Raw genomic sequence first — 26,369 nt, 5'->3', positions numbered from 1 at the left:
AAATGTAAATGAACACGCAAGAAATTATTAATTTTATAGCTAACTCAAAAAAGAAGACACCTATAAAGGTATATCTTAGTGGAAGATTAGACTTAATAGACTTTTTAAACTTAGAATTTTATGGAGATGACAAATTTGGAATTTTATTTTGTGATGAGAAAGATTTCAAAAGCTTATATCAAAATAACAAAGATTATATTAACAAGTATAAAATAGAAATGGATAGAAAAAATTCTGCAATTCCATTAGCAGATCTTTCAAAATATAACGCTAGAATAGAACCCGGGGCAATTATTAGAGATATGGTTGAAATTGGTGCAGGATGTGTTATCATGATGGGAGCAATAATAAACATAGGAGCTAGTATAGGTGAAAATACTATGATAGACATGAATGCAGTGATTGGTGGAAGAGCACAAGTGGGTAAAAATTGTCATATAGGAGCTGGAGCTATAGTGGCAGGTGTGATTGAACCCCCCAGTGCTCAACCTGTTGTTATTGAAGATGATGTAATGATAGGCGCCAATGCCGTTATCCTTGAAGGAATAAGGATTGGAAAAGGTTCAATTGTGGCGGCTGGTTCTGTAGTATTATCTGATGTGGAGCCTTTTTCAGTGGTCGCAGGTGTACCGGCAAAATTTATTAAAAAAGTTGACGAACGAACAAGATCAAAGACTCAATTAATAGAAGAATTGAGAAAATTAGAAAATTAAGGTTTAAAAGATCGAGCTTTTCAAGTTATATTTAATTAAATTAACCGGGGTGAAATTAAAAATGAATATAGTTGTTCAAAAGTATGGAGGAAGTTCTGTTTCAGATGCAGAACGGATGAGAAATGTTGCAAAAAAAATTAAAGCAAAAGTTTCTAACGGTTTCAAAGTTCTAGCTGTAGTTTCGGCAATGGGCGATACAACTAATCGTTTAATTAAATTAGCTAATGAAGTAGTACAAAAGCCAGAACCGCGTGAACTAGACATGCTGTTAACAACTGGTGAACAGATAAGTGCTTCTTTATTGTCTATGGTTTTAAATGAGATGGGGATAAGAGCTAAATCAGTAAACGCTTTTCAGTTGAAATTAATAACAACATCTGATTTTACTGAAGCTCAGATAAAAAAAATAAATAAAGACTATATTTATCAGAGCCTAGAAAAATACGATGTGCTTGTGGTAACAGGTTTTCAGGGTATCACTGAAGAAGGTGATTTAACAACTTTAGGAAGAGGTGGTTCAGATACATCTGCTGTTGCTTTAGCGGCTTATTTAAACGCTCCTTGCGAAATTTATAGTAATTATCCGGGGATTTATACCGTTGACCCAAAACTTTATCCTCAAGCAAAAAAGTTAAAATATGTTACCCATGATGAAATGCTAGAAATGGCGGCATTGGGGGCAAAAGTTTTGCATCCTAGATCGGTCGAGATAGCGAAAAAATACAACGTTACAATTTATTGTGCGTCATCTTTTAGTGATGAGGAGGGAAGTTACGTCGTGAGCAGTTATGAAAATTATTTAGAAGAACCTGTTGTTACAGGATTAAGTGCAGATGACAACCAAATTCAAGTTACTATAGTAAACTTACCTACGGATTTTTTATTAATTAATAAAGTTTTCGAAGTCGCTGCTGTAAATAACTTAAATATTGATATGATTTCTATGATAAACGATCAAGATAAGGTTAATGTTTCTTTTAGCATTGTTGAAAGTGGCTTGGAAAATGTAGACAAAGTATTTAATGGATTCTTAAAAAATGTTGTGGGAACAAAAATCAATTACAAAAACGGATTGGTTAAAATATCAATTGTGGGAGTCGGAATGAGAAAAGCTAGAGGTGTCGCTTCTAGATTTTTTAAAGCGATGGAGAGCATCCCAATAACCTTAGTAACAACGTCTGAAATTAAAATTTCTTGCTTAATTCCTTCGGAATACAAAAATAAAGCAGTCGAAATTTTGTCAAAGGAGTTTAATTTATGACTTTTTTAAGAATGTATGATACATTTCCTGTTGAAATAGAAAGAGCAAGGGGAGTTTACGTTTTTGATAAGGAAGGTCAGAAATATCTAGATACATTTGCTGGAATTGGCGTCATGAGTCTAGGGCATTCTGATCCAGGTTTGTTAGAAACTCTTAAGGCAAAAATGGATAGATATATGCATGTTTCTAACTTCTTTTTGGATGAAGACACTTTAGTTGTTTCGCAAAAGTTAGTAAATTTTACGGGAAAAAATGGAACAGTATATTTTACAAATTCCGGTACTGAGGCTACAGAAGCCGCATTAAAGGCGGTCAAAAAGAGAGCAACTGCTAAAAGAACTAAAATAGTTTATTTTGAGAATTCATTTCACGGGAGAACATTAGGATCTTTATCTATAAACGGCTTTAAAAATTTAAGAGAGCCTTTTGAACCGCTGATACCAAATACTGTTGAATTAAAATTCAATGATTTAAGCGAGTTAGACAATTTTTTTGAATCTTTTGGGGAAGAAACTTTAGCCGTTTTTGTTGAACCTATACTTGGTTCTGGAGGAGTTGTTCCAATTACTCCTGAATTTGCAAAAGCGATTGAAAAGTATAAAAAACAGTATAATTTCATCTTAGTTTGTGACGAAATACAAGCAGGTTTAGGAAGAACGGGAAAGATATTTGCCTACCAACATTATGGTTTATCTCCTGATATAATAACAGTGGCTAAATCTTTAGGAGGAGGGTTACCTTTAGGAGCAACTATATTTTTAGAAAATATATCTCAAGCTTTTGAAAAAGGAGAACATGGTTCAACGTTTGCCCCTAACCCTGTTGCATTAGCTGGGGCTAGATATGTATTAGAAAAGGTTCCAGCTCTTGTTGAAGATGTAACAAAAAAAGGAGAATACATCATTCAGAGCTTGAGCTGTAAAAGTTTGTCAAAGATAAAAGAAATAAGAGGTAAGGGTTTGATGATAGGTATCGAGTTAAAAGAATCAGAACCTCATTTAATTAGTAATGCGTTGGATATTGGTTTACTACTTAATATTGTCAAAGGAAAAGTTGTTCGTCTTTTACCAGCTTTGAACATTAGTTATACTGAAATTGAAGAGATGATAAATAAATTGGAGGTTATCTTAGATTGATTCTAACTCCTTATAAACTAAGATGGGAACTGCATAGTTATCCAGAGTTAGCCTTTGAGGAATTTAAAACGACGCAACTATTAGAAACAAATATTGAAGAAATGGCAAGGTTTTATCAAGTTGATTTAAAGATTTATAAACCCTTACCAACCGGATTGATTGTTGAATACAGTTATAGTCAAGAAAGTGATGAATATATACTTTTTCGTGCAGACATTGATGCTTTAAATATAAAAGAACAAACTAATGCTAAATTCAAGTCAAAAAATGAATATATGCATGCTTGTGGTCATGATGTTCATACAGCAATTCTTTATGGATTTTTGTTAGATGTAGTTAAAAATAAGTTGAAAAAGAACATAATTTTCCTCTTCCAACCAGCTGAAGAGTCAAAAGGTGGAGCGAAAAAAATAATTGAAAGTAAATTCTTAGAAAGGTTTAACATAAAAAATGTGTTTGCTTTACATGTGACAGATGAATATACACTAGGAACTATTGCATCAACTGCTGGAGTTATGTTTGCTTCATCTATGGAAGTATTAATTAATTTTCAGGGAGAAGCATCTCATCTTGCCTTTCCACAGTATTCAAAAAATGCATTAAATGCTCTTAGATTATTTTTGGAATCTGTAGAGAAGATTCCCAGAGACCCAATGATTCCATTCATTTTTGGGATTGGAAAAGTAAATGCCGGAAGAGCAATTAATATAATTCCTGATGAAGCAAAATTAGAGGGAAGCGTAAGAACCATAAATTTGGAAAATAACTTGGAATACTTTCAGAAACTAAAAAACATTTTAGAAGGTATCTTTTTAATAACCGGGGTTAGTTATACTCTAGATATGGGATCTCTATATGCAGAAGTAGAGAATGATAAAGAGTTGTTTAATAAGTTTGCACCGATACTTTCTCAAAAATTTGATTTTGTTGAATGTGGATTGAAGATGACAGCAGAAGATTTTGGTTTTATTTCAAAACGGTATCCATCTTTAATGTGTTGGGTAGGAACATCAAAAGGTGAAAAATATGGACTTCACAGTCCAAAATTTTTGCCCCCCGATGAGGTTATTGATATAGGGATAAATCTTTTAAAAACGTTTATAGAAATTTAAAAATATTTAAAGACCTACTCTTAATAAATATTCAGCTAATAAAAAATCTTCTCGAGTGGTTAGCTTTATATTATTTTTATCATCTTCGACAATATAAATACTGAAGCCACAGTGGTAATAGATGGAAGCATCATCTGTAAAATCAGATAGTTTGTCTTTAACTTGTGAATAAGCAAATAAAAGTTTTGAAAAATCAAAAACTTGAGGAGTATTATGAAGGTAGATCTCTTCCCTATTTAGTAAAGATTTTATTTTAAAGTTTTGTACCTTAGACATAGAATGTTCAGCCTTTTGAGCGAGGATAGCTCCTCCTTTTTCTTTTGCTTTTGCGACACATTCTGAAATTTTTTCTATTTTAACAAATGGTCTTACAGCATCGTGGATAGCTACATGGGTTACACCAATTTTTAATTCCTTCAAAAACTTTAGTCCATTGTAAACACTTTGCTGTCTGCAATCTCCGCCCTCAACAACAGAAAGTAATTTATCAAAATCATGAACTTGTTCTATAGTTTCTTCAAAAAAACTTTTGTGGGCAATTACGATAAATTTATCAATTGAGCAAGAATTTTGAAATTTTTCAGCTGTTATTCTTAAGACAGATTTTCCGTTTATTTTTTGGAATTGTTTAGGAATTTCATAACCGGCTCTTTTACCTTCACCACCAGCAACAATTATAGCGCAAACCATATTTTTCCTCCTTTTTGAAAAGATTTTTTGTTATTTGTACTAATATAGCATTGTTAATTTTACTTGAAAAGTTTAAGATTTTGCTTTTTTGGCTTAATTAATTTTATCATTTTGGTATAATAAAATAACAGGAAAAAGTTCTAGAAAAGAATAAACCAAGGAGTGATGAATTTGTTGGTAGTAGGGATTGATTTAGGTGGTACAGAAATAAAGGCAGGTTTAGTTGATTCTGAAAAAGGTATAGTTAAGAAGATATCACATCCCACAGAAGTGGAAAAAGGTAATGAAAAAGTTATAGAAAACATTACTTCAATAGCACAAGAGTTGATGAAAGACGTGGAAGTTCGATCAATTGGCATTGGTTCGCCCGGATCTATAGATAGAAGTAAAGGTGTGGTAAGATTTTCTCCTAATTTTCCAGAATGGCATGACTTTGAACTGGGGGAACACATCAGAAGAAATACTGGGGTGGATGTTTTTGTTGAAAACGATGCAAATGCCTTCGCTCTAGGAGAATGGTATTTTGGGAAAGCAAAAGGTTTAACGGATTTCATTGCTTTAACTTTGGGAACAGGAATAGGTTCGGGAGTAGTATGTAATGGAGTATTTATTACAGGAAAAGATGGATTAGCTCCAGAATTGGGTCATATGGTAGTCATCCCTAATGGCCCACAATGTGGCTGTGGAAATAGAGGATGTGTAGAAGCTGTTGCTTCTGCTAAATCGATAGCTAGAGAAGCAAAAAAACTGCTCGAAAGGTATCCTGATAGTTTAGTTCTAAAATTAGCTGGGAGTAAAGAGAAAATTGAGTCAAGGCATGTCTTTGAAGCTTATAAACAATGTGATCCCCTTGCGAGAGTTGTAGTTAATTTTGCTATAGATGCATTAGCTCAAGCAATTGGTAATTATATCCATGCTTTTAATCCAGAAAAAATAATTATTGGTGGTGGAATGAGTAAGGCAGGGGACACTTTATTTGTACCCTTAAAAGAAACAGTAAAAAAATTTGTAATGAATAGTTTTGCTGGTACATATACTATTGAGCAATCATTTTTAGTTGAAGATGCTGGAATATTAGGGGCAGCTTCTGCTGCTTTGTATGCTGGAAGGGCCATATAAATCATATTGTTATTAATCAAAATTAAGGTTGAGGAATTCAGTATTTAATGTTTAGAATTAGATACTTTAGAAATAAATAATTGTTGAAAATAATGTTTTGAATTTAAAGTGGGTCAAGGCCGGAGCCCTCTTCCTATTCCCCAGTCAAAATAAAGAAGAAGTTAAAAAATAAACTACTGATCAAGATTAGAATTGTGGAGGTATTTTATAAAAAATTTAAATTTAAAACATTTGATAAAAGCTAGGTTTTAGAATTTCTAAAGTGAGTAAAGTTTAGTATTATAAGGAGGAAGTGAATTTTTTGTGAATAACTTATATGGAGAAGAATCTGGTAAAGGTTTCGTTAAAGAAGTGCCTTTAGCAGTTTTCGCAAAAGCAATTGAAAGTGCTATATACAAAGCACCAATTAGAGAAAATAATCGAATTTATTTAACGGATTTGTGGTTAATCACGTCTTTGCCTGAAGATTTAATCAAAGAAGCTATTGTTAAACATATAGAAGATATTGATTTACCAGAAGATTTAGAATGCATATATGACGATAAAAGAAACCAAATTATTTGGAAAAAATCTTAACAATAGTTTTTTCAAGTTTTTGTTCTTGTGGAGGTAAGAAATTGAAAGTAGATTTACATGTTCATTCGACAGGTTCTGATGGGACAAATACTCCCATAGAGTTAATAAATATGGCTATAAGTAAAAAGCTTCAAATTTTATCTATCACCGATCATGACACTTTAGCTGGCATTAAAGAGATCGATTATTTGGAACATAAAATATTTAATAACGATTTGGTTTTTGTTCCGGGTATTGAAATAAGTGCAGAATTTCCTACCACTTTACATTTATTAGGTTATGCTTTCGATATCAAGAATGAAAAATTAAATCAGGTTTTAGAAACTTTACAAGAATTTAGAGAAGAAAGAAACTTAAAAATGTTACAAAAAATGCAAGAAATAGGTTTTGATATAACGGAAAAAGAATTAGAAGAGGAAGCTGGAGGCAAATTAATAGGAAGACCACATTTTGCTAGTTTAATGGTTAAAAAAAGATATGTTAAAGATACTCAAGAAGCCTTTGAAAAATATCTTAAAAGGGGCGCAAGCATCTATCTGGATAAAAAAAGACTATCTTACAGCGATTCAATAGAGTTGATTACGCAAGCAGGAGGAGTTGTAGTATTAGCTCATCCTTATCAAACTCAGCTAGAAGGTGAAGAACTAGAAAAACTTGTTAAGCAATTAAAAGAAGCTGGTTTGGCGGGAATAGAAGTATATTATCCACATCATACAAGGAAGATGGTAGAAGAGTATAAAAGGGTAGCAAAAAAATACGATTTATTTATTACAGCGGGATCTGATTTTCATGGGAAAAATAAAATGGGAATAGAATTGGGAGTAGATGTTGATGAAAAAGAATTAAGTGCTTTTTTAAAAATTTTAAGGAAATATTAAGTTATTAACTGTAAAATACTTTTTGAAATCAATAACCCCCAATAAAATCCCCAACTTATCCCGCTTCAAGCGGGGTTTTTTATGAGGAGGGTATATGGTCGTAAAAAAACTTATTACTCTAGTGTATGGGCTGTTAATGGGAATCGCTGATGCTATCCCTGGAGTTTCGGGAGCTACAATTGCTTTAATGCTTGGAATTTATGAGGATTTCGTCAATTCATGGTCTTTTTTCTTTTCAAATTTATTTAATTTTAAAAAACTGTTCACGAGTAAAGAATTTAAATTCTTAATTTTTTTATATCTAGGCGTTATTATAGGATTATTACTATCGCTGGGCTTTATAGATTTTTTTATGACTAATTATCCAAATGCTATTTTTTCTTTTTTTGCAGGTTTAATAATTGGTGGAATATTATTTTTAATAACTGATTTTTTTAAAAAGAAAAATGAAATAAAAAAAGATCGCACTAATATTATTATTTGTGTATTTTTTTTATTTTTAGGTTTTGTGATTGCTTTTTACATATCAGGAGCTCAATTTTTGATAATGGAACATAGTTTACCAATTATTTTCGTCTCTGGTGTATGTGCAATGTCAGCGATGATCATGCCTGGAATATCAGGTGCTTTTGTTCTTTTAATGATGAATCAGTATTCATATATTGTTAATGCAGTAAATGAGTTTAAGATAGGTGTCATATTAACCTTTATTCTGGGTGCAGCAGTAGGCTTAGCTTTTATGAGTAAACTCTTAAAATGGTTGCTTGATAAATTTTATTTGTACACGATGATGTGTCTTATTGGTATGATGATAGGAGGCTTAAGAGCTCCTATTTTGAAAGTTAATAATTGGCTTTTCTTTTTTATTTATGTGTTTATGGGTATAATATGTTCATTATTAATAGAATGGTTTGGAAGAAAAGGAGTGGCTAATTAATTTATATTAGTCTGAATTTTTTTCTTAGATTTTCTTGGTATCCCAAAATTATTTTCGATTTCAATTTCTTTACCAACATATCTGTGGACTATGGAAACAGAATCCAGTTTTATTTGAAATTTAAATTTTTTCTTGGAAAGATAAGAAACGACTTGACCAACATTTTTTTTATCAATATCTTCAACGGCTAGAGTTATATGTGGGATCCAATTTGCAGGTGAATAGTATTTATTCAATTTTGTGTCGTTAACATTTACCAAATTCCATAAAAAATCGTGGAAGTGGAGTAACTCTTTTGTGGGTTTTAGAGGAATATATAAAGTGATTTTTTCTCCAGAAAACAATCCTAAACCTTGTGTTTTTATGGTAATTGAGTCTAAACTTTTTATTGATTTTTTTATTACATCGTTGAAATTTTCAATATTGTATTTTTCTGCTACGTTCCAAGTTAAATGAGGGATAGAAATATTATCTTTTACCCATTTTATATTAAATCTATTTTCGAGATCTTCCCATATTTTTAAAACCTTGTCATAATGAGGTTGTGGCAGGATGCTTAACAATGCTTGTATAAAAAATCACCTACTTTCCTTTGAATTGATTTTGTTTGGTGCTTTAGAAAATGTAAATTTTCTAAAAAACTCTTGACTTTAAATGATAATTATATCATTGCTCTTCGTCCCATCCTGTATGCAAGTACAGAGTAAGTTAAAAAATTTGTAATTGATACGATCAAAAAGATTAATAATCTTCATCTAGAATATCTATAAAATACTTAGTTTAGAACTTTTGAGATGATTCTAATCTTGTGATAAGGAGGAACAAGTTCCAACAATGAAAAAACTAAGCAAAGAATCAAAAAGAATTATTAATTTCTTAATTTATTATTTTGTTATATCGATAGGAATCATTAGTTTATTTTACTTTTTTTTAGAAAAAATTTTCTGGTTGATTCTTATTATATGGGTTTTTGCTACTTTTGGCGTGTTGAGTGTTTCGTTTTTTACATTAGTAAATCTAAGAGTAAAAGAACTTGACGAGCTAAAAAAGGACTCAGACAGCGAGGATAAAAAAAATAAAATATAAAATTACGAATATGAGTCTAGGTTTAATTCGTCTTTTATTTTTGAGATACCTTTTATGGCCAATTCAAAAAAATCTTCTATAGATATTCCTAACTGTGTAATTTCATTAATTTTATCTCTTTCTACACCTCTTGCAAAAGCTTTATCTTTGAATTTTTTCTTTAATGATTTAACTGACAAACCACTTATATCTTTGTCTGGTCTAACTAATACGGCTGCAATTATTAGTCCTGAAAGTTGATCAGCTGCATAAAGAGCTATTTCCATATCTTTTTCAACCTTCTTTTTTTCATTATGTGCAAGAATAGCGTCTTTTACCTCTTGATCCACAAGATCATCGAGAATTTCCACCGTTTTAATAGCATGAATATCAGGATTGTTTTTGGTCAATTCATAGTCCAAATCGTGTAATATACCAGCAATTTCCCATTTTTCAGAATCTTCATTCAATTTTTCAGCCAATTCTTTCATTATCGCTCCAACTGTCAAACAATGAGAGATAAGGGTGTCAGTTTTTATATATTCATCAAGTAATTGCAGAGCTTCTTCCTTATTCAAAAATATCACTCCTTCACTTAATCAAATTTGCTAAAAGTCAATTTTATTAAGTAATAAAAAATTGCTATAACAATAAGTATTGCAGCAAAAATTATCCACAGACCAATCACAACGGGTGGCATTAATAATATGAAGGCAATACCACAACCAAATAATCCCAAAAGAAGCCAGAATAAAATTTTTAAATATCGAGAAAGATTTTTCAAATGGCTCTTCAATTTTAAAGTATTATATTCCAGATTTTCGAGTGTTTCTTTATACTGTTTTAATTCTTGTTCTAGGGTATTTATTTTTTCTTTTAATTGTGTTTCTAATTGTTTAGATTCAGTTACTTCATGATCATTTTTATTGAAGTTTGACACTAAAAGATCCTCCTTTTTTCTTTCTTAATAACTCTTTAGAAATGATAAAACTTAGATTTTAAAGCTATTATTATTTTAAATTTAGATTTTTAAAAATTTTTCTCATTCAAATAAGCTCACCTTAAGCTTTTATAAAATTTTGACGCTTTTAACGAAAAAGGGGAAGACGGACCGCCGCTCGTGAACTCACCTATATATTCCTTTTTACAATTATTTTTCACTACATTATACAAAGTGTTAACCTTTTCAATGGTTTTTGAGCTTTGATTTTAATTATATCATTTTTGGTGTTTAACATGTAAGAAGTAGTTATGTTTTCACCAATTTTATGGTATAATTTTTAAAGGTTTGTAATAAAATAAATTACTTTATTATATGTGTATTAATAATCTTATTAAATATTTTTGATGAAATGATTAACCCGGGTTGCACAATTTAAGCCTAGAAGATTTTTTAAAGATCGGGGGTTATTTTATACAACTGAAGGTCGATCTTTTCTACCTTCACTTTTCTAAAGTACAAAATCTAAGTTATTATAGCAAAATAAAGAAATTTCTCAAAAAACGTTTAGAATTTAATTTGATGCAATGACGACCTATTTTAATTTTTTTGTTAGAATTTAGATGTATCAGTGTAATTTACAATTAATAATATAAATCTTTACAAATCTTTGAAAGATAAGATAAAGAATTTAAATGGTTAAAAGCACAGAGAATTGTTGATTTTTTGTTAAAATACAGAATATAAAAGTAAAAATTTTAAATTAACAAAACTTCGGATTAAGGGGATTTTATGAAAATTGACTTTTCCATATTGATTTCTATAATAAGCATAAAGTAGGAAATCTGTAATTTAAAAAGAATTTTAAATCATGTCTTGAAAAAGGAGGTAGATGATTTATGGTTAAAAGAGAGATGACTAGACGGTTTTTGGAGGAGGCTTTTTGTGGTGAGTCCAAAGCACATATGATGTACCTAATTTTTGCAGACGACGCTGAAGAAAAAGGTTTGAAAAATTTAGCTCGGATGTGGAGGGCTATTGCTCATGCAGAGTATGTTCATGCTAGAAATCATTTTAAAGCATTAGGTCATTTAGGTTCTATACAAGATAATCTACAACAGTCTATCGATGGTGAACATTTTGAAATTCATGAAATGTATCCAGTGTATAATAATGTTGCTCGCTTTCAAAACGAGAGTGAAGCTGTGAGGAGCACACATTTTGCCCTAGAAGCAGAAAAAATTCATGAAGAATGGTATAAGAATGCTAAGGAAGCCACTAAAGAAGGAAAGGATATTGAAAAAGGAAAGATATATATTTGTAATGTTTGTGGATATACAGTCGAAGGCGAAGCACCAGAAAAATGTCCAATTTGTGGTGCTCCGAAAAATGAATTTATAGAATTTTAAAGGGGGAGTTAAAATGTTAGGGGATGTTATTAAAATTCAAGATTTCAAAAATGAAAAACATGTTCCTACAATTGATTGTATGGAAAAAGTTAAAGCTAATGAAGAATTTGAGGTGGAAGTTCAGGTGGGTAAAGAGATAAAGCACCCTAACACAATTGAACATCATATTGTATGGATAGATTTGTTTGTGCATTACGATAATGATCCCAATACTGTACATATAGGAAGATTTATTTTCGGTCCGACTGTAGGAGAGCCGCATGTGAAGGCTACAATCAATCTCTCAAAAACAGGTACTTTGATTGCTCTTTCTTACTGTAACATTCATGGATTATGGGAAAATACTAAAAGAGTTGAAGTATATTAGTCATTGGTAAAAACATATTAAATTAAAATAAAAAGGGGAGAATAAATATGGAGAAATATAGATGTACAATATGTGGTTATATATATGATCCTGCTTATGGAGATCCAGATTTTGGAATAAAACCAGGTATACTTTTTGAAGATTTACCAGATGATTGGACTTGTCCCATTTGCGGTGCCTCAAAAGAGGATTTTGAACCTTTTGATGAATAAAAATAAAAACGGGACTTTTTAGTCCCGTTTTGTAAGTATATCTCCTGCTGCTTTTCTAATCTCTAAGGTTACTCCGTCTTTTGAATCTACAATTACTAAATCACCTTCAGATATTTCGTCCTCAATGATCATATTTGCAAGAGGAGTTTCTATCTTCCTTTCGATTACCCTTCTTAAAGGTCTTGCACCATATACGGGATCAAAACCTTCCTTTGCTAAAACATCTTTTGCAGCTTCGGTTATTTGAATTCGTATCTTTTTCTCCTTCAGACGGTCTTCTAATCTGTTTATCATAATATCAACTATTTCTCTAATATGTTCCATGCTTAATGGTTTGAATACTACTATATCGTCTAATCTGTTTAAAAATTCCGCTCTAAAAACAGTTTTAACTTGTGACATAACTTCTTCTTTAATAGCTTCGTAACTTTCTTCTAAGTTTTCTTCTTCAATGAATCCAACGCTTCTTTTTGTTTTACTAATTTTATCTGAACCGATATTTGAGGTCATTATTATAATAGTGTTACTAAAATTCACTGTTCGACCTTGTGCATCAGTTAATCTACCGTCATCCAATATTTGTAGTAAAATATTGTGGACATCTGGATGTGCTTTTTCAATTTCATCGAATAGTATTACAGAAAAAGGCTTTCTTCTAACGGCTTCTGTTAATTGTCCTCCTTCTTCATATCCTACATATCCAGGCGCAGCACCAATTAACCTTGAGACATTGAATTTTTCCATGTATTCACTCATATCAAATCTAATTAAAGCATTTTCGCTACCAAATAAGATTTCTGCTAAGGTTTTTGCAAGCTCGGTTTTTCCAACTCCAGTTGGACCTAGGAATAGGAAAGAACCAATAGGTCTTCTTGGGTCCTTTAAACCGGCCCTTGCTTTTTTTATGTGCTGAGCAACAATTTTAACGGCCTCTTCCTGGTCAACAAGTCTTTTATGAATTTCATTTTCGAGGTTGGCAAGTTTTCTTTTTTCATCTTCAAGCATTTTGGTAACAGGGATGCCTGTCCATTCTTGGACTATAGATGCCACAGTTTCTTCATCAACTATATTGTTCATTTCACTTTTTAGATTCTTTTCCAATTTTTTAAGGTTTTCCAATTCTTTTTGGGCATCGAAATATTCTGCTTTTTTCTTAGAAGCCTCTTCGTATTTTTCTTCTAATGTTAATTTATTTATCTCTTCTTCTAATTGAGCCATTTTTCTTTCTAATTCCAAAACCTTCTCAGGTTTTCCAGAACTTCTTAATTTCACTCTTGCACATGCTTCATCTATTAAATCAATAGCCTTATCTGGTAAATATCTATCAGTTATGTATCTACTAGAGAGTTTTGCAGACGCAACCAATGCTTCGTCTAATATTTTAACTCCGTGATGTTTCTCGTAGGATTCTTTTATACCTCTTAATATCTCAATAGTATCTTCAACCGATGGCTCTTGTACATACACTGGTTGAAACCTTCTGGCCAAAGCCTTGTCTTTTTCTATATATTTTCTATATTCATCATAAGTTGTTGCTCCGATGACTTTAATTTCGCCTCTTGCTAAAGAAGGCTTTAATATATTGGCAGCATCCATAGCACTACCTTCTGCTACTCCTGCACCAATTATATTATGCAATTCATCAATGAATAAGATTATCTCATCACTATTCTTTTTCACACTATCTATTACAGCTTTAAGTCTTTCTTCAAATTCTCCTCTATATTTTGTTCCAGCTAATAAGGATGCCATATCTAATTGTAGTATTTTTTTATTCTTCAAGAAATCAGGTGCATTTTCATTTACTATTAATTGTGCTAGACCTTCTACAATAGCTGTTTTACCTACTCCAGCATCTCCAACTAAAACGGGATTATTTTTTGATTTCCTTGAAAGAATTTCAATGACTCTTCTTATCTCCTTTTCTCTACCAACTACTGGGGTAAGTTTCCCCTTTTTGGCTTCTTTTGTTAAATCTACGGTATATTTTTTTAAGGGATCTGCTATTCCTTCCTCAAGTTCTTCATCCCCCGTTTCTACTAGTTCATTCAAAGCTTCTCTGATTTTTCGTTCAGTTGTGAAAGATGACAATAGTTTAGATGCATATGAAGTTCCTTCAAGTAATATACCAAGCAATAAAGCCAATAGGGGGATTTTTTTAAGACCTAATTTATTAGATTCAGATTTTGCTATTTGAAGAGCGGTTCCTAAATTGTTTGATATATATATACCTTGTTGGCTTGCAAAAGGAAAAGAGTAATAAATGCCCATTTCTCTAGAAATGGCATCTTCTAATCTTTGTTTTAAGAGATTAACGTCTTTCCCTTCGAAAACTCTTTCTACACTTTCATCATTCAAGTTCAAAATTGAAAGTAACAAATGTTCAGGTTTTAAAATATTACCTCCACTGTACGATAGCGTATTCTGAGCTTCTTGAATGGCTTTTAAAGCTTTTTCTGTGAAATCATTTGGATTAAATCTCATTATTGTTCACCTCCAAGTTAATAATAAATTAATAAAATGTTTTATCACTTGAAATCTTTATTTGCTAATTCATATCAATTATAATATTTTTCTTCTTTTTTGTCAAGAAAATCTTTAACTTTTTTATTAAAATTGTTATGGTTTTCTGATAAATAAAGTGGTATAATTTATTAGTAGTGTTGAGAAAATTTTAATAATTAATTAGAATAGATTAGAGGTTTGATACCTTTAATTCTCTCTGAATTTTTAGAAACTTAGGAGGTATGATAAATGTGATGGATAATCTTTTAAATATTATATCAAAAGAAGATCCAAGAAAACTACTAAAGTCAACTTTTGAGGAAATTTCAAATCGATTAAAATACAAGTTGGGGCTAGAAAATATTGTGTTTATATACGAAGTAAACAGAGAAATCTTGAGATCTTTATCTTCTACCTTATTAAATATCGATCAAATTCGAATTCATTTGACAAATGATGATGAACTAAAAAATCAACTATCTGCAGGACAGAAGGTGTTCTATAAATTCACTTCAAAAAATTTTGATGCAAGTGATATTAGTAGCAAGGAGCTATCTCTCTATTTATACCCGATCGTCTTGAATGATAAATTGATAGGTGCTGTAGGTTTTTTTGAAGATCCTACAGACGAACAATTGTTAAAAGAAGAACTATATTATTTTTCTATATTGATAAATTTAGTTTTAGAAACTTTGAAAATTCAAGAGTTAAAGGAAAAAATATCTTTAATGGTCCAGTTAACTAGCGTTTTAGAAGAAATAACAGAGGAAGATATATTAATTAAAAACGTTTTACATCTAATTAAAGATTCTTTACACGCAGAGTGTTTAGCTTATTGGAAATATGAAGAAAATAAATTGGTATTGAATTATTTTTTAGGTTTAGAAGAAGATAAAGTAAAATTCAAAACTTTAAAGATTGAAGATTCTTTGGAAGGAAAAGCATTAAGAGAAAGAAGTAGTTTTATTCTGATAGGAAGAGAGAATTTTGAAAATTATCCTTTAGCTTTTGAAATAGATTTAAAATCTTCAATTCATGCCATAGTTGAACAGAATGACGAAATTTATGGGGTGCTAAGTGCATACAACAGGGAAGAAGGTTTTGATTATAGAACTTATAAAAATTTTGATGAAACTGATTTTAGCGTGTTAAATGATTCTGCAAAAAGGTTGGCTTTTTCTTTTCACAGAATGAAGTTATACCGAAAACTTCAGGATGAAGTAAGTAAACTTACCAATTTAAAAGAAAGTCATGAAAAACTTATAGAGATGCAAAAAGAATACTTGGATAGGATGAATGCTTTAGATAAAATATCTCAAGCAGTTAGATCTGTTTACGACAAAAATATGGCTATAAAAATAATGTTGTTAGGTTTAACGTCTGGTAGAGGGTTAAAGTTCAATCGGGCTCTTTATTTAGAAAAAGATAATGTGCGTGGTCTTTTAATTCCTAAGTTATGGGTAGGTCCAGATGAAGATGAAGATGCTAATGAAATATGGAAAGAAGCGAATATACAGGCAATAAAATATGGAAGCCTGACTCAATATCTTAAAGAAGAAGGGATAAACCTTCCTAGCAATAATAAATTGACTTTAAGTATGCAAAACAAAGTTTTGGCCTATAAAGGGCATCCCATTTTAGAAAGAGTTGTTGAAAAAAAACAAGTGATTCATGTTGTTCCACAAATGTTGAAAATAAAATGGGAAGATTTAGAAGATATTTATGATATTGTGCGAACAGATGAATTTTTGATTTTTCCGATTACGGGTATGTTAGAAACTAAAGGGGTTATCATCGTAGACAACAAAATAACAAAGAAACCTATCACTCCAATGGATATAGAAATTATAAAATTGTTCAAAGATAATGTAGGTTTAGCCATAGAAATGATCGAAAACTATCAAGAATTGAGTCAAAAAACAAAAAGACTAGAAGAACAAAAAGATTTAATGGATTACTATCGGCGCTTTAAAGATAATATTTTGCAAAATTTACCAGTGGCTATAATAGTTGTAGATCGAGGGGGTAAAATTACAGAATGGAATAAAAAAGCCGAAAATATTTTTTCGAGGCCTAGAGAAAACGTTATTGGTACTACTATAGTCGATTTAGTAGGTATTCTTGGAGATGATATAATAAATATAATTCAAAAAGTATATCATTCTAGAAATTATCTAAAACTTCAAAATTACAAACTAAGTTTGTCAGATGATGAAAGAGTTTTTGATATACAATTTTCTCCTTTACGAAATGAAGATTTAGGTGTAATTGAAGGAATTATTATTGTCTTTGATGATGTTACAGAATTGTATAATTTACAAAAAGAGATGGAAAAAAGGGAAAAACTAGCTGCAATGGGTGAAATGGCGGCAAAAATTGCTCATGAAATTAGGAACCCGCTTACTGTTATAGGGGGATATTTAAATAGGCTTAATAAAAAGGCTGGAGATAACGAATACGTTCAAAAATATACCAAAATAATATTGGAAGAATTATATCGTTTAGAAAATATTGTCAACGATATACTTGAGTATACTCGGGGAGTAAAATTAATGCAAGTTGAAGAATTTGATTTAATAGAGGTAATAAGAGAAGTTTTGCTGATGTACGAAGATTTCATAAAACAGAAGAACATTATGTTGAACGTTGAATGGTTAAATGAAAAGTTGTTTGTGAGAGCAGATCGAGATAAAATTAAACAAGTTCTTATAAACCTAATAAAAAATTCTATAGAAGTTGTTGATGAGAACGGTAAAATCGACATAAAAGTCGGGATAGATGGAGATAGGGCTTTTTTTGAAATAACAAACAACGGTGCTCCGATTTCTGATGATGTAAGAGATAAATTATTTACGCCTTTTTTTACGACAAAAAGTAAAGGAACAGGATTGGGATTAGCCATATGTAAAAAGATTATTGAAGAAGAACACAAAGGTAAAATTTATTTAGTGAAATCAGATGAAACTGGTACATCTTTCAGATTTGAGATACCTTTAACTCATAATACTAGCAACAACAGTAATAACAATGATAAATAGGATCAAAAGTTAAATATTTTGATGTGTTTTCATGTTTCATGGATGAATTTATTGCCAAGAAAGAAAAAAGTGGAGGGATTAAGTTGCCAAAGATATTAATTGTTGATGATGAAGAAAATATAAGGACTTTAATAAAAGAGGAATTGGAGGATGCAGGTTTTGAAGTTTATTGTGCTCCAAACGCTAAGAAGGCTTTGGAAATTTTAGAGGAGAACGAAGATATAGAGATTATTTGTACGGATATTGAAATGCATGATGTAAATGGTTTAGAGTTAGCAGCAGAAATAAGAAAGAAATATTCAAACAAAAAAATAATATTTCTTACGGCATATTCGCATTACAAGAGCGAAATGGCATCTTGGGCTGCCGATGCATATGTAGTTAAATCGATGGATTTAACGGAATTAATAGACACAATAAATAATCTAATAAAAATCAAATAAATAATGTGGAGGTGCACATTTTGAACTATAAGGACACAATAAATCTTCCTAAAACTGATTTTAAAATGAAAGCAAATTTAAGTTCCTTAGAACCATCTATTTTGGAAAAATGGAGAGATATCAACATTGCTAACTATCTTATGGAAAAAAGAAGAGATGCTGAAAAATTTATATTGCATGATGGACCGCCTTATGCAAATGGAGATATTCATATAGGTACAGCACTTAACAAAGTATTAAAAGATATTGTAATAAAGTATAAGACTCTTCAGGGGTATAATTCTCCGTATGTTCCCGGATGGGATACTCACGGTCTTCCAATAGAACATAGTGTCATAACAGAGCTAGGCGAAAAAGCTGAGCAGTTTGATAAACTCGAAATAAGAAAAATATGCGAACAATTTGCAATGAAATATGTTGATATTCAAAGAGACAGTTTTAAAAGACTTGGGGTTATTGGTTTTTGGGATAATCCATACTTGACTTTGAAACCTGAATATGAAGCTAAAGTTTTAGAAGTTCTTAAAAGTTTAGTAGAAACTGAAAATGTATATAGAGGCAAAAAACCTATATATTGGTGTACAGAGTGTGAAACTGCTCTAGCAGAAGCAGAAGTAGAGTACCATGACCAAAAATCTGATTCTATATATGTAAAATTTCCTATGAAGAATGAGAAGGATACATATATAGTAATATGGACGACCACACCTTGGACTTTACCAGCAAATGTAGCTATTGCTTTACATCCAGATTATGAATACGCAAAAATTATGGTTGATGGAGAATATTGGATATTAGCTAAAGAATTAATCACTAAAACTTTAGAACAAATAAAAATTGACCAATATAAAATAATAGAAACGTTTAAGGGGGAAAAACTAGAAGGAGAAAAAGCTGTTCATCCATTTATGAATAGAGACAGTTTAATTGTACTTGCCGAATATGTGACTTTGGATGAAGGTACAGGTTGTGTGCATACAGCGCCAGGCCATGGAGTTGATGACTATAAAACAGGCTTAAAATACGATCTTCCAATAATCTCACCAGTAAATGATAAAGGGTATTTTACAGAAGAAGCCGGTAAATATGCAGGCTCGAAGATTTGGAAAGCAAATGAGGTCATAATAAATGACCTAAAAAAATCTAATTTTTTGTTATCTTCTGATAAGATGGTTCATTCTTATCCGCATTGTTGGAGATGTAAAAATCCCATAATTTTTAGAGCTACAGAACAGTGGTTTATCGATTTGGAAAAAAATAATTATAGAGAAAAAGTTTTAGAACAAATTAAACAGGTTAATTGGATTCCAAAATGGGGTGAAAATCGTATAACTTCCATGGTTAAGGAAAGACCTGATTGGGTAATTTCAAGACAAAGAGCCTGGGGGGTTCCAATTCCAGCGGTAAAGTGCAAGAAATGTGGTGATTTAATATTAAATGTTCAAATATTAGATAATGTTATAGAAATAATCAAAGACCTGGGAAGTAATGCATGGTTCGAAAAGGATGTTAAAGATTTATTGCCAAAAGATTTCTTTTGCCCTAAATGTGGTGGCTCTGATTTTACAAAACAAGAAGACATATTAGATGTATGGATAGATTCTGGTGCATCTTTTGAAGCCGTAGTTAACACAAGAGAAGAATTAAAAAGATTCCCTGCTGATTTATATCTTGAAGGTAGCGATCAACATCGAGGATGGTTTCAAAGTTCAATTTTTTTGTCGGTAGCCAAACATGGGAAAGCACCTTATAAAACAGTTTTAACTCATGGATTTATTAAAGATGAAGAGGGGCGTAAAATGTCTAAATCTCTTGGAAACGTTATAAATCCGAAAGATGTGATAGATCAATATGGTGCTGATATATTGAGATTGTGGGTGGCGTCCTCAGACTATACAATGGATATTAAAATTTCTAATAACATACTACAGCAACAAGTAGAAATATATAGAAAGTTAAGAAACACCCTAAGATTTTTGTTAGGTAACATCTTTGATTTCGATCCTGAAAAAGATTTTGTTGAGTATGAAGAAATGCACGAAATTGATAAATGGGCAATGTTGAAATTGCATAAACTGATTGAAGAAGTAACAAATGCCTATGAAAATTATGAATTTTATAAAGTTCATTATTTAATAAATAATTTTTGCACTATTGATATGAGTGCAATATATTTAGATATAATTAAAGATCGTATTTATGTAGAAGGTAAAAAATCTAAATTAAGAAGATCTGCTCAAACTGTACTTTATGAAGCTTTAGTTGCCCTAACAAAAATGATGGCACCAATTATATCGTTCACTGCTGAGGAGGTTTATGATCATCTTCCAACTAGCATAAAAAAATATGAAACAATTTTTGCAGAGCGATGGCCTAAATACAATGAAAAATACATAAATTCTAACTTAGAAGAAAAATGGGAAGCCGTCCTTTCTCTCAGAGAAGATGTGCTGAAGGCTTTAGAAGAAAAACGAAAGGAGAAAGTAATAGGAAATTCGCTAGATGCAAAAGTGATTTTAGAAGTTCAAAATGAAAAGTTAAAACAGTTTTTAAAGGATTTTGATGAAAACTTTTTAGCTGATTTTTTTATAGTTTCACAATGTGAGTTTGGAGATGTGGAAAATGGTTTTGAAGGAAAAAACGCCAAAATAAAAATAATGAAAGCCGAGGGAGAGAAATGTGAAAGATGTTGGAAGATACATCCCCAAACTGGAAAAGATGAAAGATACCCTGAGGTATGCCCAAGATGTGCGGAAGTTTTAAAATCTGAAGAATTTTAAGAATTTTATTGGTTTAAAGTGGGGGTGATGTATGCGACTCTTTGTTGGAAAAAAAGAAGAGAAAGTTAAGGATCTTTTTTTTAAACATTTAGAAAAAATTCAAGAGGGAATGGACGTTTTTCAAGAGGTTATTGAATTATACTTAGCTGATCAATTAGATGAAATGAAAGAAAAAGTGCAAAAGGTATCTTTATTTGAAAACCAAGCTGATATTTTGCGCAGAAAAACAATAAGTGTTATGTATGAAGGTGCATTTTTGCCAAATTTAAGAGGCGAGCTTTTAGCTTTAATAGAGAGTGTGGATAAAGTTATGAATAAGGTACAATCCGTTGCTGAGTGCATTGATTTTCAAAGGCCTAAAATTCCTGAAGAGTTCAGAGAAGACTTATTAAAGCAGAACCACTTGGTTAGAGAAACTTATAAATATTTAAAGAAAGCAGTAGAAACTCTATTTTTAAATATTGAAGAAACAAATAGTTACATATTAAAAGTCGAAGAATTAGAACATAAAGAAGATATTTTAGAAAAAGACATGATTAAAAAGCTTTTCTCTTTGGATTATTTGGGATTGGCAGAAAAATTAGAGCTAAGAGATTTGTTTTCACAGATAGGAGATATAGCGGATAGGGCAGAAGATGCTTCTGATATGGTTGCCGTAATTGTTTTAAAAAGAAGAGTAAAATAAAATATGCCGCGCTACAATCTCGCGGCATATTTTAGTATTTAATATTAAGAATTGATTAACTTCCATTCGCTGGCATTAGATTATAAATTAGAAAGGAAATTCCTGTAGATACTACCACCGCTATAATAATATCAACAAAATTAATTCCTTTTCCTTTGCTTGCACTTTCGGCAACTTTCCTTACATTAGCAACTTCTTGGGATAAATCAGTCACATTCTTTTGAACGACTTGGAGCTGAGAACTTAATTGAGTGATGCTTTGTGTATTAGTGTTTATTTTTGTATTTAATTGCTGAGTATCATTTTTTAATTGAGCTACATCGGTTGCATCTGCTTTAGTATCTATTTTCGTATTAAGGTTGCTAACTAAAGCGTTTATTTTCTCTACTTCTTGATTGGTTTTGCTAAGGGAGCTTTGAACGTCAGAGATTTTCTTAACTTCATCTTGAAGTTGAGATGTTGTTAAGGACAAGTTTTGATAATTGCTTTCAAGACTCTTTACAGAAGTTTGTAGTTGAGAAACTTGTAATTTTAAGCTGTCAAAGTCGCTCTTGCTTACGGCGGGAGTTGGTACAGTTAAACTATCTATTTTTCTTTCTAATTCGGTGATCTTTGTAGTTGTATAGCCTAATAATTCATAAGAATTTTGTAACTCTTTAACTGAATTGTCTAGCCTTGTGACTGAACTCTGTAGGTTAGCTACGTTGCTTGAAATTGAATCTAACCTACTTTGAATTTGTTGTAATTCCGCACTAGAAACCCCTTGAGGAACAGACAAAGCATTAACTTTTTTCTCCAAATTTGATACATTCTGAGCTACTGGCCCTACAACGGATTGAGTGATATAATCTATAGTTCTTGAAAGAGCCACTGTAAGTTGATACCTGTTCATGTTTTCTAAACCTTTAAAGGTACCATCAGGGTATCCTTCGATAACGCCAATTTTTGACAGTCTTTCTACAGCATCATAGGCCCAATGGTTAATAGGCACGTCCTTAAAAGTTTGTGAGAATAATCCTACCGACAAAATTACTACAAGAAATAAAATCCCTACTTTTTTCACGGTAACACCTCCTGTATTTTATAATGTCCTTAGTAATTTACTAGTTTTATTTTACCACAAAAAATGGTAAAATAAAATGAATAATCAGAGGAGGTGTTATTTTTGTTTCAACAAAGAACACACACTTGTGGAGAGCTTACAAAAAAAGACGCTGGAAAGATAGTGGTACTAAATGGGTGGGTTGATAGAATAAGAAATTTGGGAGGCTTAATTTTCGTTTTGGTAAGAGATAGATATGGGAAGACGCAAATAGTTTTTGATCCCAATGAAAATAAAGAGGTGTATGAAAAAGCGTTGCGATTAAGAAACGAATATGTAGTTTCGATAGAAGGCGAGGTAAGACTAAGACCAGAAAAGGATGTTAACGTGAATATGAAGACAGGAGAAATTGAAATTTTAGCGACTCACTTAGAAATTCTTTCTCAGTCTGAAGTTCCGCCTATTTACGTCAACAAAGACGAAGAGGTTTCAGAAAATCTTAGATTGAAATACAGATACCTAGACTTAAGAAGAGAAAAAATGCAATCAAATCTTCTTGTTAGACATAAAGTTATGAAAGCCTCTAGAGATTTTCTTTCTTATAATAATTTTGTAGAAATAGAAACACCTTATCTTACCAAGTCAACTCCAGAGGGCGCAAGAGATTTTTTGGTACCTTCAAGATTAAAACCAGGTACTTTTTATGCTTTGCCTCAATCTCCACAATTGTTCAAACAATTACTTATGGTTTCAGGTTTTGATAGATATTTTCAAATTGCCCGATGTTTTAGAGATGAGGACTTTAGGGCAGATAGACAACCAGAATTCACCCAAATCGATATTGAGGCTTCTTTTGTTAAAAGAGAAGACATTTTTAATTTTACTGAGCAATTAATTAAAGAAATTTTTCAGGAAGCTATAAATGAGAGTATCGAAGTTCCTTTCAAAAGATATACATATGATGAGGTAATGAACAAATTTGGTTCAGATAAACCTGACACTAGATATGGTATGGAGTTCATTGAATTGAACGAGTATTTTAAAGAAACCAAAGTTAAATTCATAAAAGAAAAATTAACCCAAGGAGCGTTGTTAAAAGGTTTTGTGATACCTGAAAAAGCAGAGAACTTTACAAGAAGTAAGTTTGACGAGCTTGTTGAATTTTCAAAGGACCTAGGAAGTTCTGGTATGATATGGATAGCTAATTCTGATGATATTAGATCAAATATAAAAAAAGCAGCAGAAACTGAAATAATAAAACTCATAGAAGGTGGTATAATTAAAAAGAACGATGTGATGTTAATGATATTAGAAGAGAAAGATAAAGTTAACGAAATCTTGGGACAATTAAGGGTACATATTATAAAACAAGAATTGAAGAAAAAAGTCGGATTTGACTTTTTGTGGGTTACCGATTTTCCAATGTTTTCTTGGGGAGATGAAGAACAAAAGATTGTGGCTGAACATCATCCGTTTACTATGCCAAACTTGGAAGAATTTAAAAAATTTAAAGATACTGATCCTTTGAGAATAAAATCTCAGTCTTATGATTTGGTAATAAACGGTTATGAAATCGCTAGTGGTAGTATTAGAATACATGATAGAAATATTCAAAGAGAAGTGTTTAAGGTTTTAGGTTTAGATGAAAAAGAAATTGAAGAGAAATTTGGTTTTTTAATCGAAGCTTTTAAATATGGTGTCCCTCCTCATGGAGGAATAGCAATAGGGATGGATCGACTAGTGAGCATTCTTGTAGAGGAAGACTCAATAAAAGAAGTGATAGCCTTTCCAAAGACAGCTTCTGGTTCTGATCCAATGACGGGAGCACCATCTCCAGTTTCTAAAAAGCAGTTAGAGGAATTAAACTTAGCCTTATTGAGAGAGCCGATTGATAAAGAAGAAAGATGAGTGGTTGGGATAAGAATGAGATTTCAAAATTCAAATAATAAAACAATAAAAATTGCTATCGATGGTCCTGCAGGCTCAGGAAAATCAACGATAGCTCAGAAAATATCTGATTTGTTAAACATTTTCTATTTAAGTAGTGGAGCAATATATAGAATTATTGGATGTTTTTTAGACTGTAAACAAATTAATCCTGAAGATTCCGATTCAATTGTTCAAATTCTAAAAGAAGTTAAAATAGAAATTAAAGATAATAGATATTTTTTAAACGGAGAAGATGTTTCCGACAAAATTAAAAGTTCAAAATCAGGAATGCTTGCTTCCATTTATTCAAAAAATCCTGTTGTAAGAAAAAAAGTTAATGATATAATTAGAGAAATATCAGAGAAGAATAGCATTGTAATAGATGGAAGGGACATAGGAACTGTAGTTTTACCAAATAGCGACTTAAAAATATTTTTAACTGCCTCTTTAGAAGAAAGGGCTAGAAGACGATGGAAAGAATTAAAAGAAAAAGAGGAAAATATTTCTTATGAGGAGGTATTAAAAGAAATAGAAGAACGAGATAAAGCCGATTCAACAAGAGATATTTCACCTTTACAACCGGCAGAGGATGCAATTATTATTGATACCACCGACAAAACAATCGAAGATGTAGTTGAAGAAATTAGCTGTCTTTTAAAGGAGAAAGGTTTATATGGAAATAATTGTAGCTAAAAGAACTGGCTTTTGTTTTGGAGTTTCAAGAGCAATCGAAGAGGTAAAAAAGGTACTGGATGAAAAAAAAGAGGTTTATATATATGGAGAATTGGTTCATAACAAACAAGTAATGAATGAGTTAAAAGAACTGGGAGCCACGGTTATAAATAATCTTGAAGAAATACCAGAAGATTCTAATTCTAAAATTGTTGTTATAAGAGCACATGGGGTAACAAAAAAAGAAAAAGAAGTTTTAGAAAATAATTTTTTAGAAGTAGTGGATATGACTTGTCCTATAGTAGAAAATCTTGTGAAGTTTGTGAAACAGAAACAGAAAAAGAATTACTATGTAGTGTTGTATGGCAAACCCGATCATCCTGAAGTAGTGGGATTAAGAGGAAATGTTGAAGAGGAAAAACTTTTAATAACTTCTTCACCATTAGAAATCAAAGTAAAAAAAACATTAATTGTTTCACAAACTACTATGGCAGAATCCGATTTTAAAGAATTTATAGTTGGTATGATAAAATGTAATTCTTTCTCGGAAGTTTTGATTAAAAAAACCATCTGTTCAGAAACAATTATTAGAGAACAAGAAACCTTTTCCCTATCTAAAAAATGTGATCTTATTTTGGTAATAGGTGGTAAGCATAGCTCTAACACCGAAAAACTTTATAACATAGCAAAAAAGAATTGTAAAAGGACTTTTCATATAGAAAAAGTCGAGGAACTTGAGCAAATTGATATCAACTCATCAGATGTTGTAGGAATTGTAACTGGTTCATCAACACCTGAAATTGAACTAGAAAGAGTTATAAATTTTTTAGAAAAATTTAAATCCTAGGTTATAACGGTGG

General features: G+C 31.2%; 25 protein-coding genes. 19 read left to right on the top strand and 6 right to left on the bottom strand.

From position 1 onward, the window contains the following. The first annotated feature begins 8 nt into the window (after positions 1 to 8). The 4 genes from dapD (at position 9) to PKN74_RS00370 (ending at position 4,222) form a co-directional block, all read left to right on the top strand. Positions 9 to 713, top strand: coding sequence for a 2,3,4,5-tetrahydropyridine-2,6-dicarboxylate N-acetyltransferase (gene dapD / locus PKN74_RS00385; RefSeq protein WP_472307455.1), 705 nt, complete (start codon positions 9 to 11; stop codon positions 711 to 713). Positions 714 to 774: 61 nt separating this feature from the next. After that, a complete protein-coding gene (locus PKN74_RS00380) occupies positions 775 to 1,974 on the top strand; it encodes an aspartate kinase (RefSeq protein WP_472307453.1) in 1,200 nt (399 codons plus the stop codon). After that, the gene (locus PKN74_RS00375; protein ID WP_472307451.1) at positions 1,971 to 3,110 is read left to right on the top strand and encodes an aspartate aminotransferase family protein; all 1,140 of its coding nucleotides are present in this window, start codon (positions 1,971 to 1,973) and stop codon (positions 3,108 to 3,110) included. Before PKN74_RS00380 ends, PKN74_RS00375 begins: the two co-directional genes overlap by 4 nt. After that, positions 3,107 to 4,222, top strand: a complete 1,116-nt coding sequence (locus PKN74_RS00370) for an amidohydrolase (protein WP_472307449.1) — start codon at positions 3,107 to 3,109, stop codon at positions 4,220 to 4,222. Before PKN74_RS00375 ends, PKN74_RS00370 begins: the two co-directional genes overlap by 4 nt. A gap of 6 nt (positions 4,223 to 4,228) precedes the next feature. Here PKN74_RS00370 and ispD read toward each other — a convergent pair whose 3' ends face one another. Continuing rightward, positions 4,229 to 4,912 carry a 2-C-methyl-D-erythritol 4-phosphate cytidylyltransferase gene (ispD, locus tag PKN74_RS00365; RefSeq protein ID WP_472307447.1) on the bottom strand — a complete coding sequence of 228 codons (684 nt, stop codon included), beginning with the start codon at positions 4,910 to 4,912 and terminating at the stop codon, positions 4,229 to 4,231. Between the two features lie 171 nt (positions 4,913 to 5,083). On the opposite strand from ispD, the gene PKN74_RS00360 reads away from it, so the two are divergent. The 4 genes from PKN74_RS00360 to PKN74_RS00345 all read left to right on the top strand — a co-directional run bounded on the left by PKN74_RS00360 (position 5,084) and on the right by PKN74_RS00345 (position 8,422). Beyond that, positions 5,084 to 6,031, top strand: a complete 948-nt coding sequence (locus tag PKN74_RS00360) for an ROK family protein (protein WP_472307445.1) — start codon at positions 5,084 to 5,086, stop codon at positions 6,029 to 6,031. 303 nt (positions 6,032 to 6,334) lie between these two features. Beyond that, positions 6,335 to 6,607, top strand: a complete 273-nt coding sequence (locus PKN74_RS00355; RefSeq protein ID WP_472307443.1) for a hypothetical protein — start codon at positions 6,335 to 6,337, stop codon at positions 6,605 to 6,607. Positions 6,608 to 6,648: 41 nt separating this feature from the next. Further along, positions 6,649 to 7,485, top strand: a complete 837-nt coding sequence (locus tag PKN74_RS00350; protein WP_472307441.1) for a PHP domain-containing protein — start codon at positions 6,649 to 6,651, stop codon at positions 7,483 to 7,485. Positions 7,486 to 7,579: 94 nt separating this feature from the next. Beyond that, the gene (locus PKN74_RS00345; protein ID WP_472307439.1) at positions 7,580 to 8,422 is read left to right on the top strand and encodes a DUF368 domain-containing protein; all 843 of its coding nucleotides are present in this window, start codon (positions 7,580 to 7,582) and stop codon (positions 8,420 to 8,422) included. On the opposite strand, the gene PKN74_RS00340 is transcribed toward PKN74_RS00345, so the two are convergent. Beyond that, a complete protein-coding gene (locus tag PKN74_RS00340) occupies positions 8,419 to 8,985 on the bottom strand; it encodes a 2'-5' RNA ligase family protein (RefSeq protein ID WP_472307437.1) in 567 nt (188 codons plus the stop codon). The two genes, PKN74_RS00345 and PKN74_RS00340, sit on opposite strands and share 4 nt — an antisense overlap. A gap of 271 nt (positions 8,986 to 9,256) precedes the next feature. On the opposite strand from PKN74_RS00340, the gene PKN74_RS00335 reads away from it, so the two are divergent. After that, the gene (locus PKN74_RS00335) at positions 9,257 to 9,508 is read left to right on the top strand and encodes a hypothetical protein (protein WP_472307435.1); all 252 of its coding nucleotides are present in this window, start codon (positions 9,257 to 9,259) and stop codon (positions 9,506 to 9,508) included. Positions 9,509 to 9,510: 2 nt separating this feature from the next. On the opposite strand, the gene PKN74_RS00330 is transcribed toward PKN74_RS00335, so the two are convergent. Then, on the bottom strand, positions 9,511 to 10,065 hold the full coding sequence (locus PKN74_RS00330; protein WP_472307433.1) for an HD domain-containing protein: 555 nt from the start codon (positions 10,063 to 10,065) through the stop codon (positions 9,511 to 9,513). Between the two features lie 17 nt (positions 10,066 to 10,082). Continuing rightward, on the bottom strand, positions 10,083 to 10,427 hold the full coding sequence (locus tag PKN74_RS00325) for a hypothetical protein (protein ID WP_472307431.1): 345 nt from the start codon (positions 10,425 to 10,427) through the stop codon (positions 10,083 to 10,085). Positions 10,428 to 11,326: 899 nt separating this feature from the next. Between PKN74_RS00325 and PKN74_RS00320 the strand changes: the two genes are divergently transcribed. The 3 genes from PKN74_RS00320 to rd are packed head-to-tail and all read left to right on the top strand — an operon-like array spanning position 11,327 to position 12,415. Continuing rightward, the gene (locus PKN74_RS00320) at positions 11,327 to 11,836 is read left to right on the top strand and encodes a rubrerythrin family protein (protein WP_472307429.1); all 510 of its coding nucleotides are present in this window, start codon (positions 11,327 to 11,329) and stop codon (positions 11,834 to 11,836) included. Positions 11,837 to 11,849: 13 nt separating this feature from the next. Beyond that, positions 11,850 to 12,203: a class II SORL domain-containing protein gene (locus PKN74_RS00315; RefSeq protein ID WP_472307427.1), complete on the top strand. Its 354-nt coding sequence runs from the start codon at positions 11,850 to 11,852 to the stop codon at positions 12,201 to 12,203. 47 nt (positions 12,204 to 12,250) lie between these two features. Then, positions 12,251 to 12,415, top strand: coding sequence for a rubredoxin (gene rd / locus PKN74_RS00310; RefSeq protein WP_472307425.1), 165 nt, complete (start codon positions 12,251 to 12,253; stop codon positions 12,413 to 12,415). Positions 12,416 to 12,433: 18 nt separating this feature from the next. Here the strand turns inward: rd and PKN74_RS00305 are convergent, their stop codons facing one another. Beyond that, positions 12,434 to 14,899 carry an ATP-dependent Clp protease ATP-binding subunit gene (locus PKN74_RS00305; protein ID WP_472307423.1) on the bottom strand — a complete coding sequence of 822 codons (2,466 nt, stop codon included), beginning with the start codon at positions 14,897 to 14,899 and terminating at the stop codon, positions 12,434 to 12,436. Positions 14,900 to 15,162: 263 nt separating this feature from the next. Here PKN74_RS00305 and PKN74_RS00300 point away from each other — a divergent pair, with 263 nt between their 5' ends. From PKN74_RS00300 to PKN74_RS00285, 4 genes are all read left to right on the top strand, one after another. Then, positions 15,163 to 17,958 carry an ATP-binding protein gene (locus PKN74_RS00300; protein ID WP_472307421.1) on the top strand — a complete coding sequence of 932 codons (2,796 nt, stop codon included), beginning with the start codon at positions 15,163 to 15,165 and terminating at the stop codon, positions 17,956 to 17,958. An 83-nt stretch (positions 17,959 to 18,041) separates the two neighbouring features. Then, a complete protein-coding gene (locus tag PKN74_RS00295) occupies positions 18,042 to 18,401 on the top strand; it encodes a response regulator (protein ID WP_472307419.1) in 360 nt (119 codons plus the stop codon). Positions 18,402 to 18,421: 20 nt separating this feature from the next. Further along, complete coding sequence (ileS, locus tag PKN74_RS00290; RefSeq protein WP_472307417.1) at positions 18,422 to 21,181, top strand: isoleucine--tRNA ligase; 2,760 nt, start codon at positions 18,422 to 18,424, stop codon at positions 21,179 to 21,181. Between the two features lie 31 nt (positions 21,182 to 21,212). Beyond that, a complete protein-coding gene (locus PKN74_RS00285; RefSeq protein WP_472307415.1) occupies positions 21,213 to 21,866 on the top strand; it encodes a TIGR00153 family protein in 654 nt (217 codons plus the stop codon). Positions 21,867 to 21,921: 55 nt separating this feature from the next. On the opposite strand, the gene PKN74_RS00280 is transcribed toward PKN74_RS00285, so the two are convergent. Then, entirely contained in the window at positions 21,922 to 22,929 is a 1,008-nt protein-coding gene (locus tag PKN74_RS00280) for an S-layer homology domain-containing protein (RefSeq protein WP_472307413.1), read from the bottom strand. Positions 22,930 to 23,031: 102 nt separating this feature from the next. On the opposite strand from PKN74_RS00280, the gene aspS reads away from it, so the two are divergent. The 3 genes from aspS to ispH are packed head-to-tail and all read left to right on the top strand — an operon-like array spanning position 23,032 to position 26,356. Then, positions 23,032 to 24,816 (top strand): aspartate--tRNA ligase, encoded by a 1,785-nt coding sequence (gene aspS, locus PKN74_RS00275; RefSeq protein ID WP_472307411.1) that lies wholly within the window; start codon positions 23,032 to 23,034, stop codon positions 24,814 to 24,816. Positions 24,817 to 24,831: 15 nt separating this feature from the next. Then, the gene (gene cmk / locus PKN74_RS00270; protein WP_472307409.1) at positions 24,832 to 25,530 is read left to right on the top strand and encodes a (d)CMP kinase; all 699 of its coding nucleotides are present in this window, start codon (positions 24,832 to 24,834) and stop codon (positions 25,528 to 25,530) included. Further along, a complete protein-coding gene (gene ispH / locus PKN74_RS00265; RefSeq protein WP_472307407.1) occupies positions 25,511 to 26,356 on the top strand; it encodes a 4-hydroxy-3-methylbut-2-enyl diphosphate reductase in 846 nt (281 codons plus the stop codon). The genes cmk and ispH overlap by 20 nt, the downstream gene beginning before the upstream one ends. Positions 26,357 to 26,369 lie beyond the last annotated feature (13 nt).

Source organism: Defluviitoga sp., assembly GCF_035349255.1.
Lineage (GTDB): Bacteria > Thermotogota > Thermotogae > Petrotogales > Petrotogaceae > Defluviitoga.
The sequence above is the reverse complement of the archived record's forward strand: the minus strand, read 5'-3'. Positions and strand labels throughout refer to the sequence as shown.

What these genes read in the sequence shown, in the direction of transcription:
- dapD (WP_472307455.1), top strand. Translation starts at nt 9, where the DNA reads ATGAACACGCAAGAAATTATTAATTTTATAGCTAACTCAAAAAAGAAG.
- PKN74_RS00380 (WP_472307453.1), top strand. Translation starts at nt 775, where the DNA reads ATGAATATAGTTGTTCAAAAGTATGGAGGAAGTTCTGTTTCAGATGCA.
- PKN74_RS00375 (WP_472307451.1), top strand. Translation starts at nt 1,971, where the DNA reads ATGACTTTTTTAAGAATGTATGATACATTTCCTGTTGAAATAGAAAGA.
- ispD (WP_472307447.1), bottom strand. Translation starts at nt 4,912, where the DNA reads ATGGTTTGCGCTATAATTGTTGCTGGTGGTGAAGGTAAAAGAGCCGGT.
- PKN74_RS00345 (WP_472307439.1), top strand. Translation starts at nt 7,580, where the DNA reads ATGGTCGTAAAAAAACTTATTACTCTAGTGTATGGGCTGTTAATGGGA.
- PKN74_RS00335 (WP_472307435.1), top strand. Translation starts at nt 9,257, where the DNA reads ATGAAAAAACTAAGCAAAGAATCAAAAAGAATTATTAATTTCTTAATT.
- PKN74_RS00320 (WP_472307429.1), top strand. Translation starts at nt 11,327, where the DNA reads ATGGTTAAAAGAGAGATGACTAGACGGTTTTTGGAGGAGGCTTTTTGT.
- PKN74_RS00315 (WP_472307427.1), top strand. Translation starts at nt 11,850, where the DNA reads ATGTTAGGGGATGTTATTAAAATTCAAGATTTCAAAAATGAAAAACAT.
- rd (WP_472307425.1), top strand. Translation starts at nt 12,251, where the DNA reads ATGGAGAAATATAGATGTACAATATGTGGTTATATATATGATCCTGCT.
- PKN74_RS00305 (WP_472307423.1), bottom strand. Translation starts at nt 14,899, where the DNA reads ATGAGATTTAATCCAAATGATTTCACAGAAAAAGCTTTAAAAGCCATT.
- PKN74_RS00300 (WP_472307421.1), top strand. Translation starts at nt 15,163, where the DNA reads ATGATAAATGTGATGGATAATCTTTTAAATATTATATCAAAAGAAGAT.
- PKN74_RS00285 (WP_472307415.1), top strand. Translation starts at nt 21,213, where the DNA reads ATGCGACTCTTTGTTGGAAAAAAAGAAGAGAAAGTTAAGGATCTTTTT.
- cmk (WP_472307409.1), top strand. Translation starts at nt 24,832, where the DNA reads ATGAGATTTCAAAATTCAAATAATAAAACAATAAAAATTGCTATCGAT.
- ispH (WP_472307407.1), top strand. Translation starts at nt 25,511, where the DNA reads ATGGAAATAATTGTAGCTAAAAGAACTGGCTTTTGTTTTGGAGTTTCA.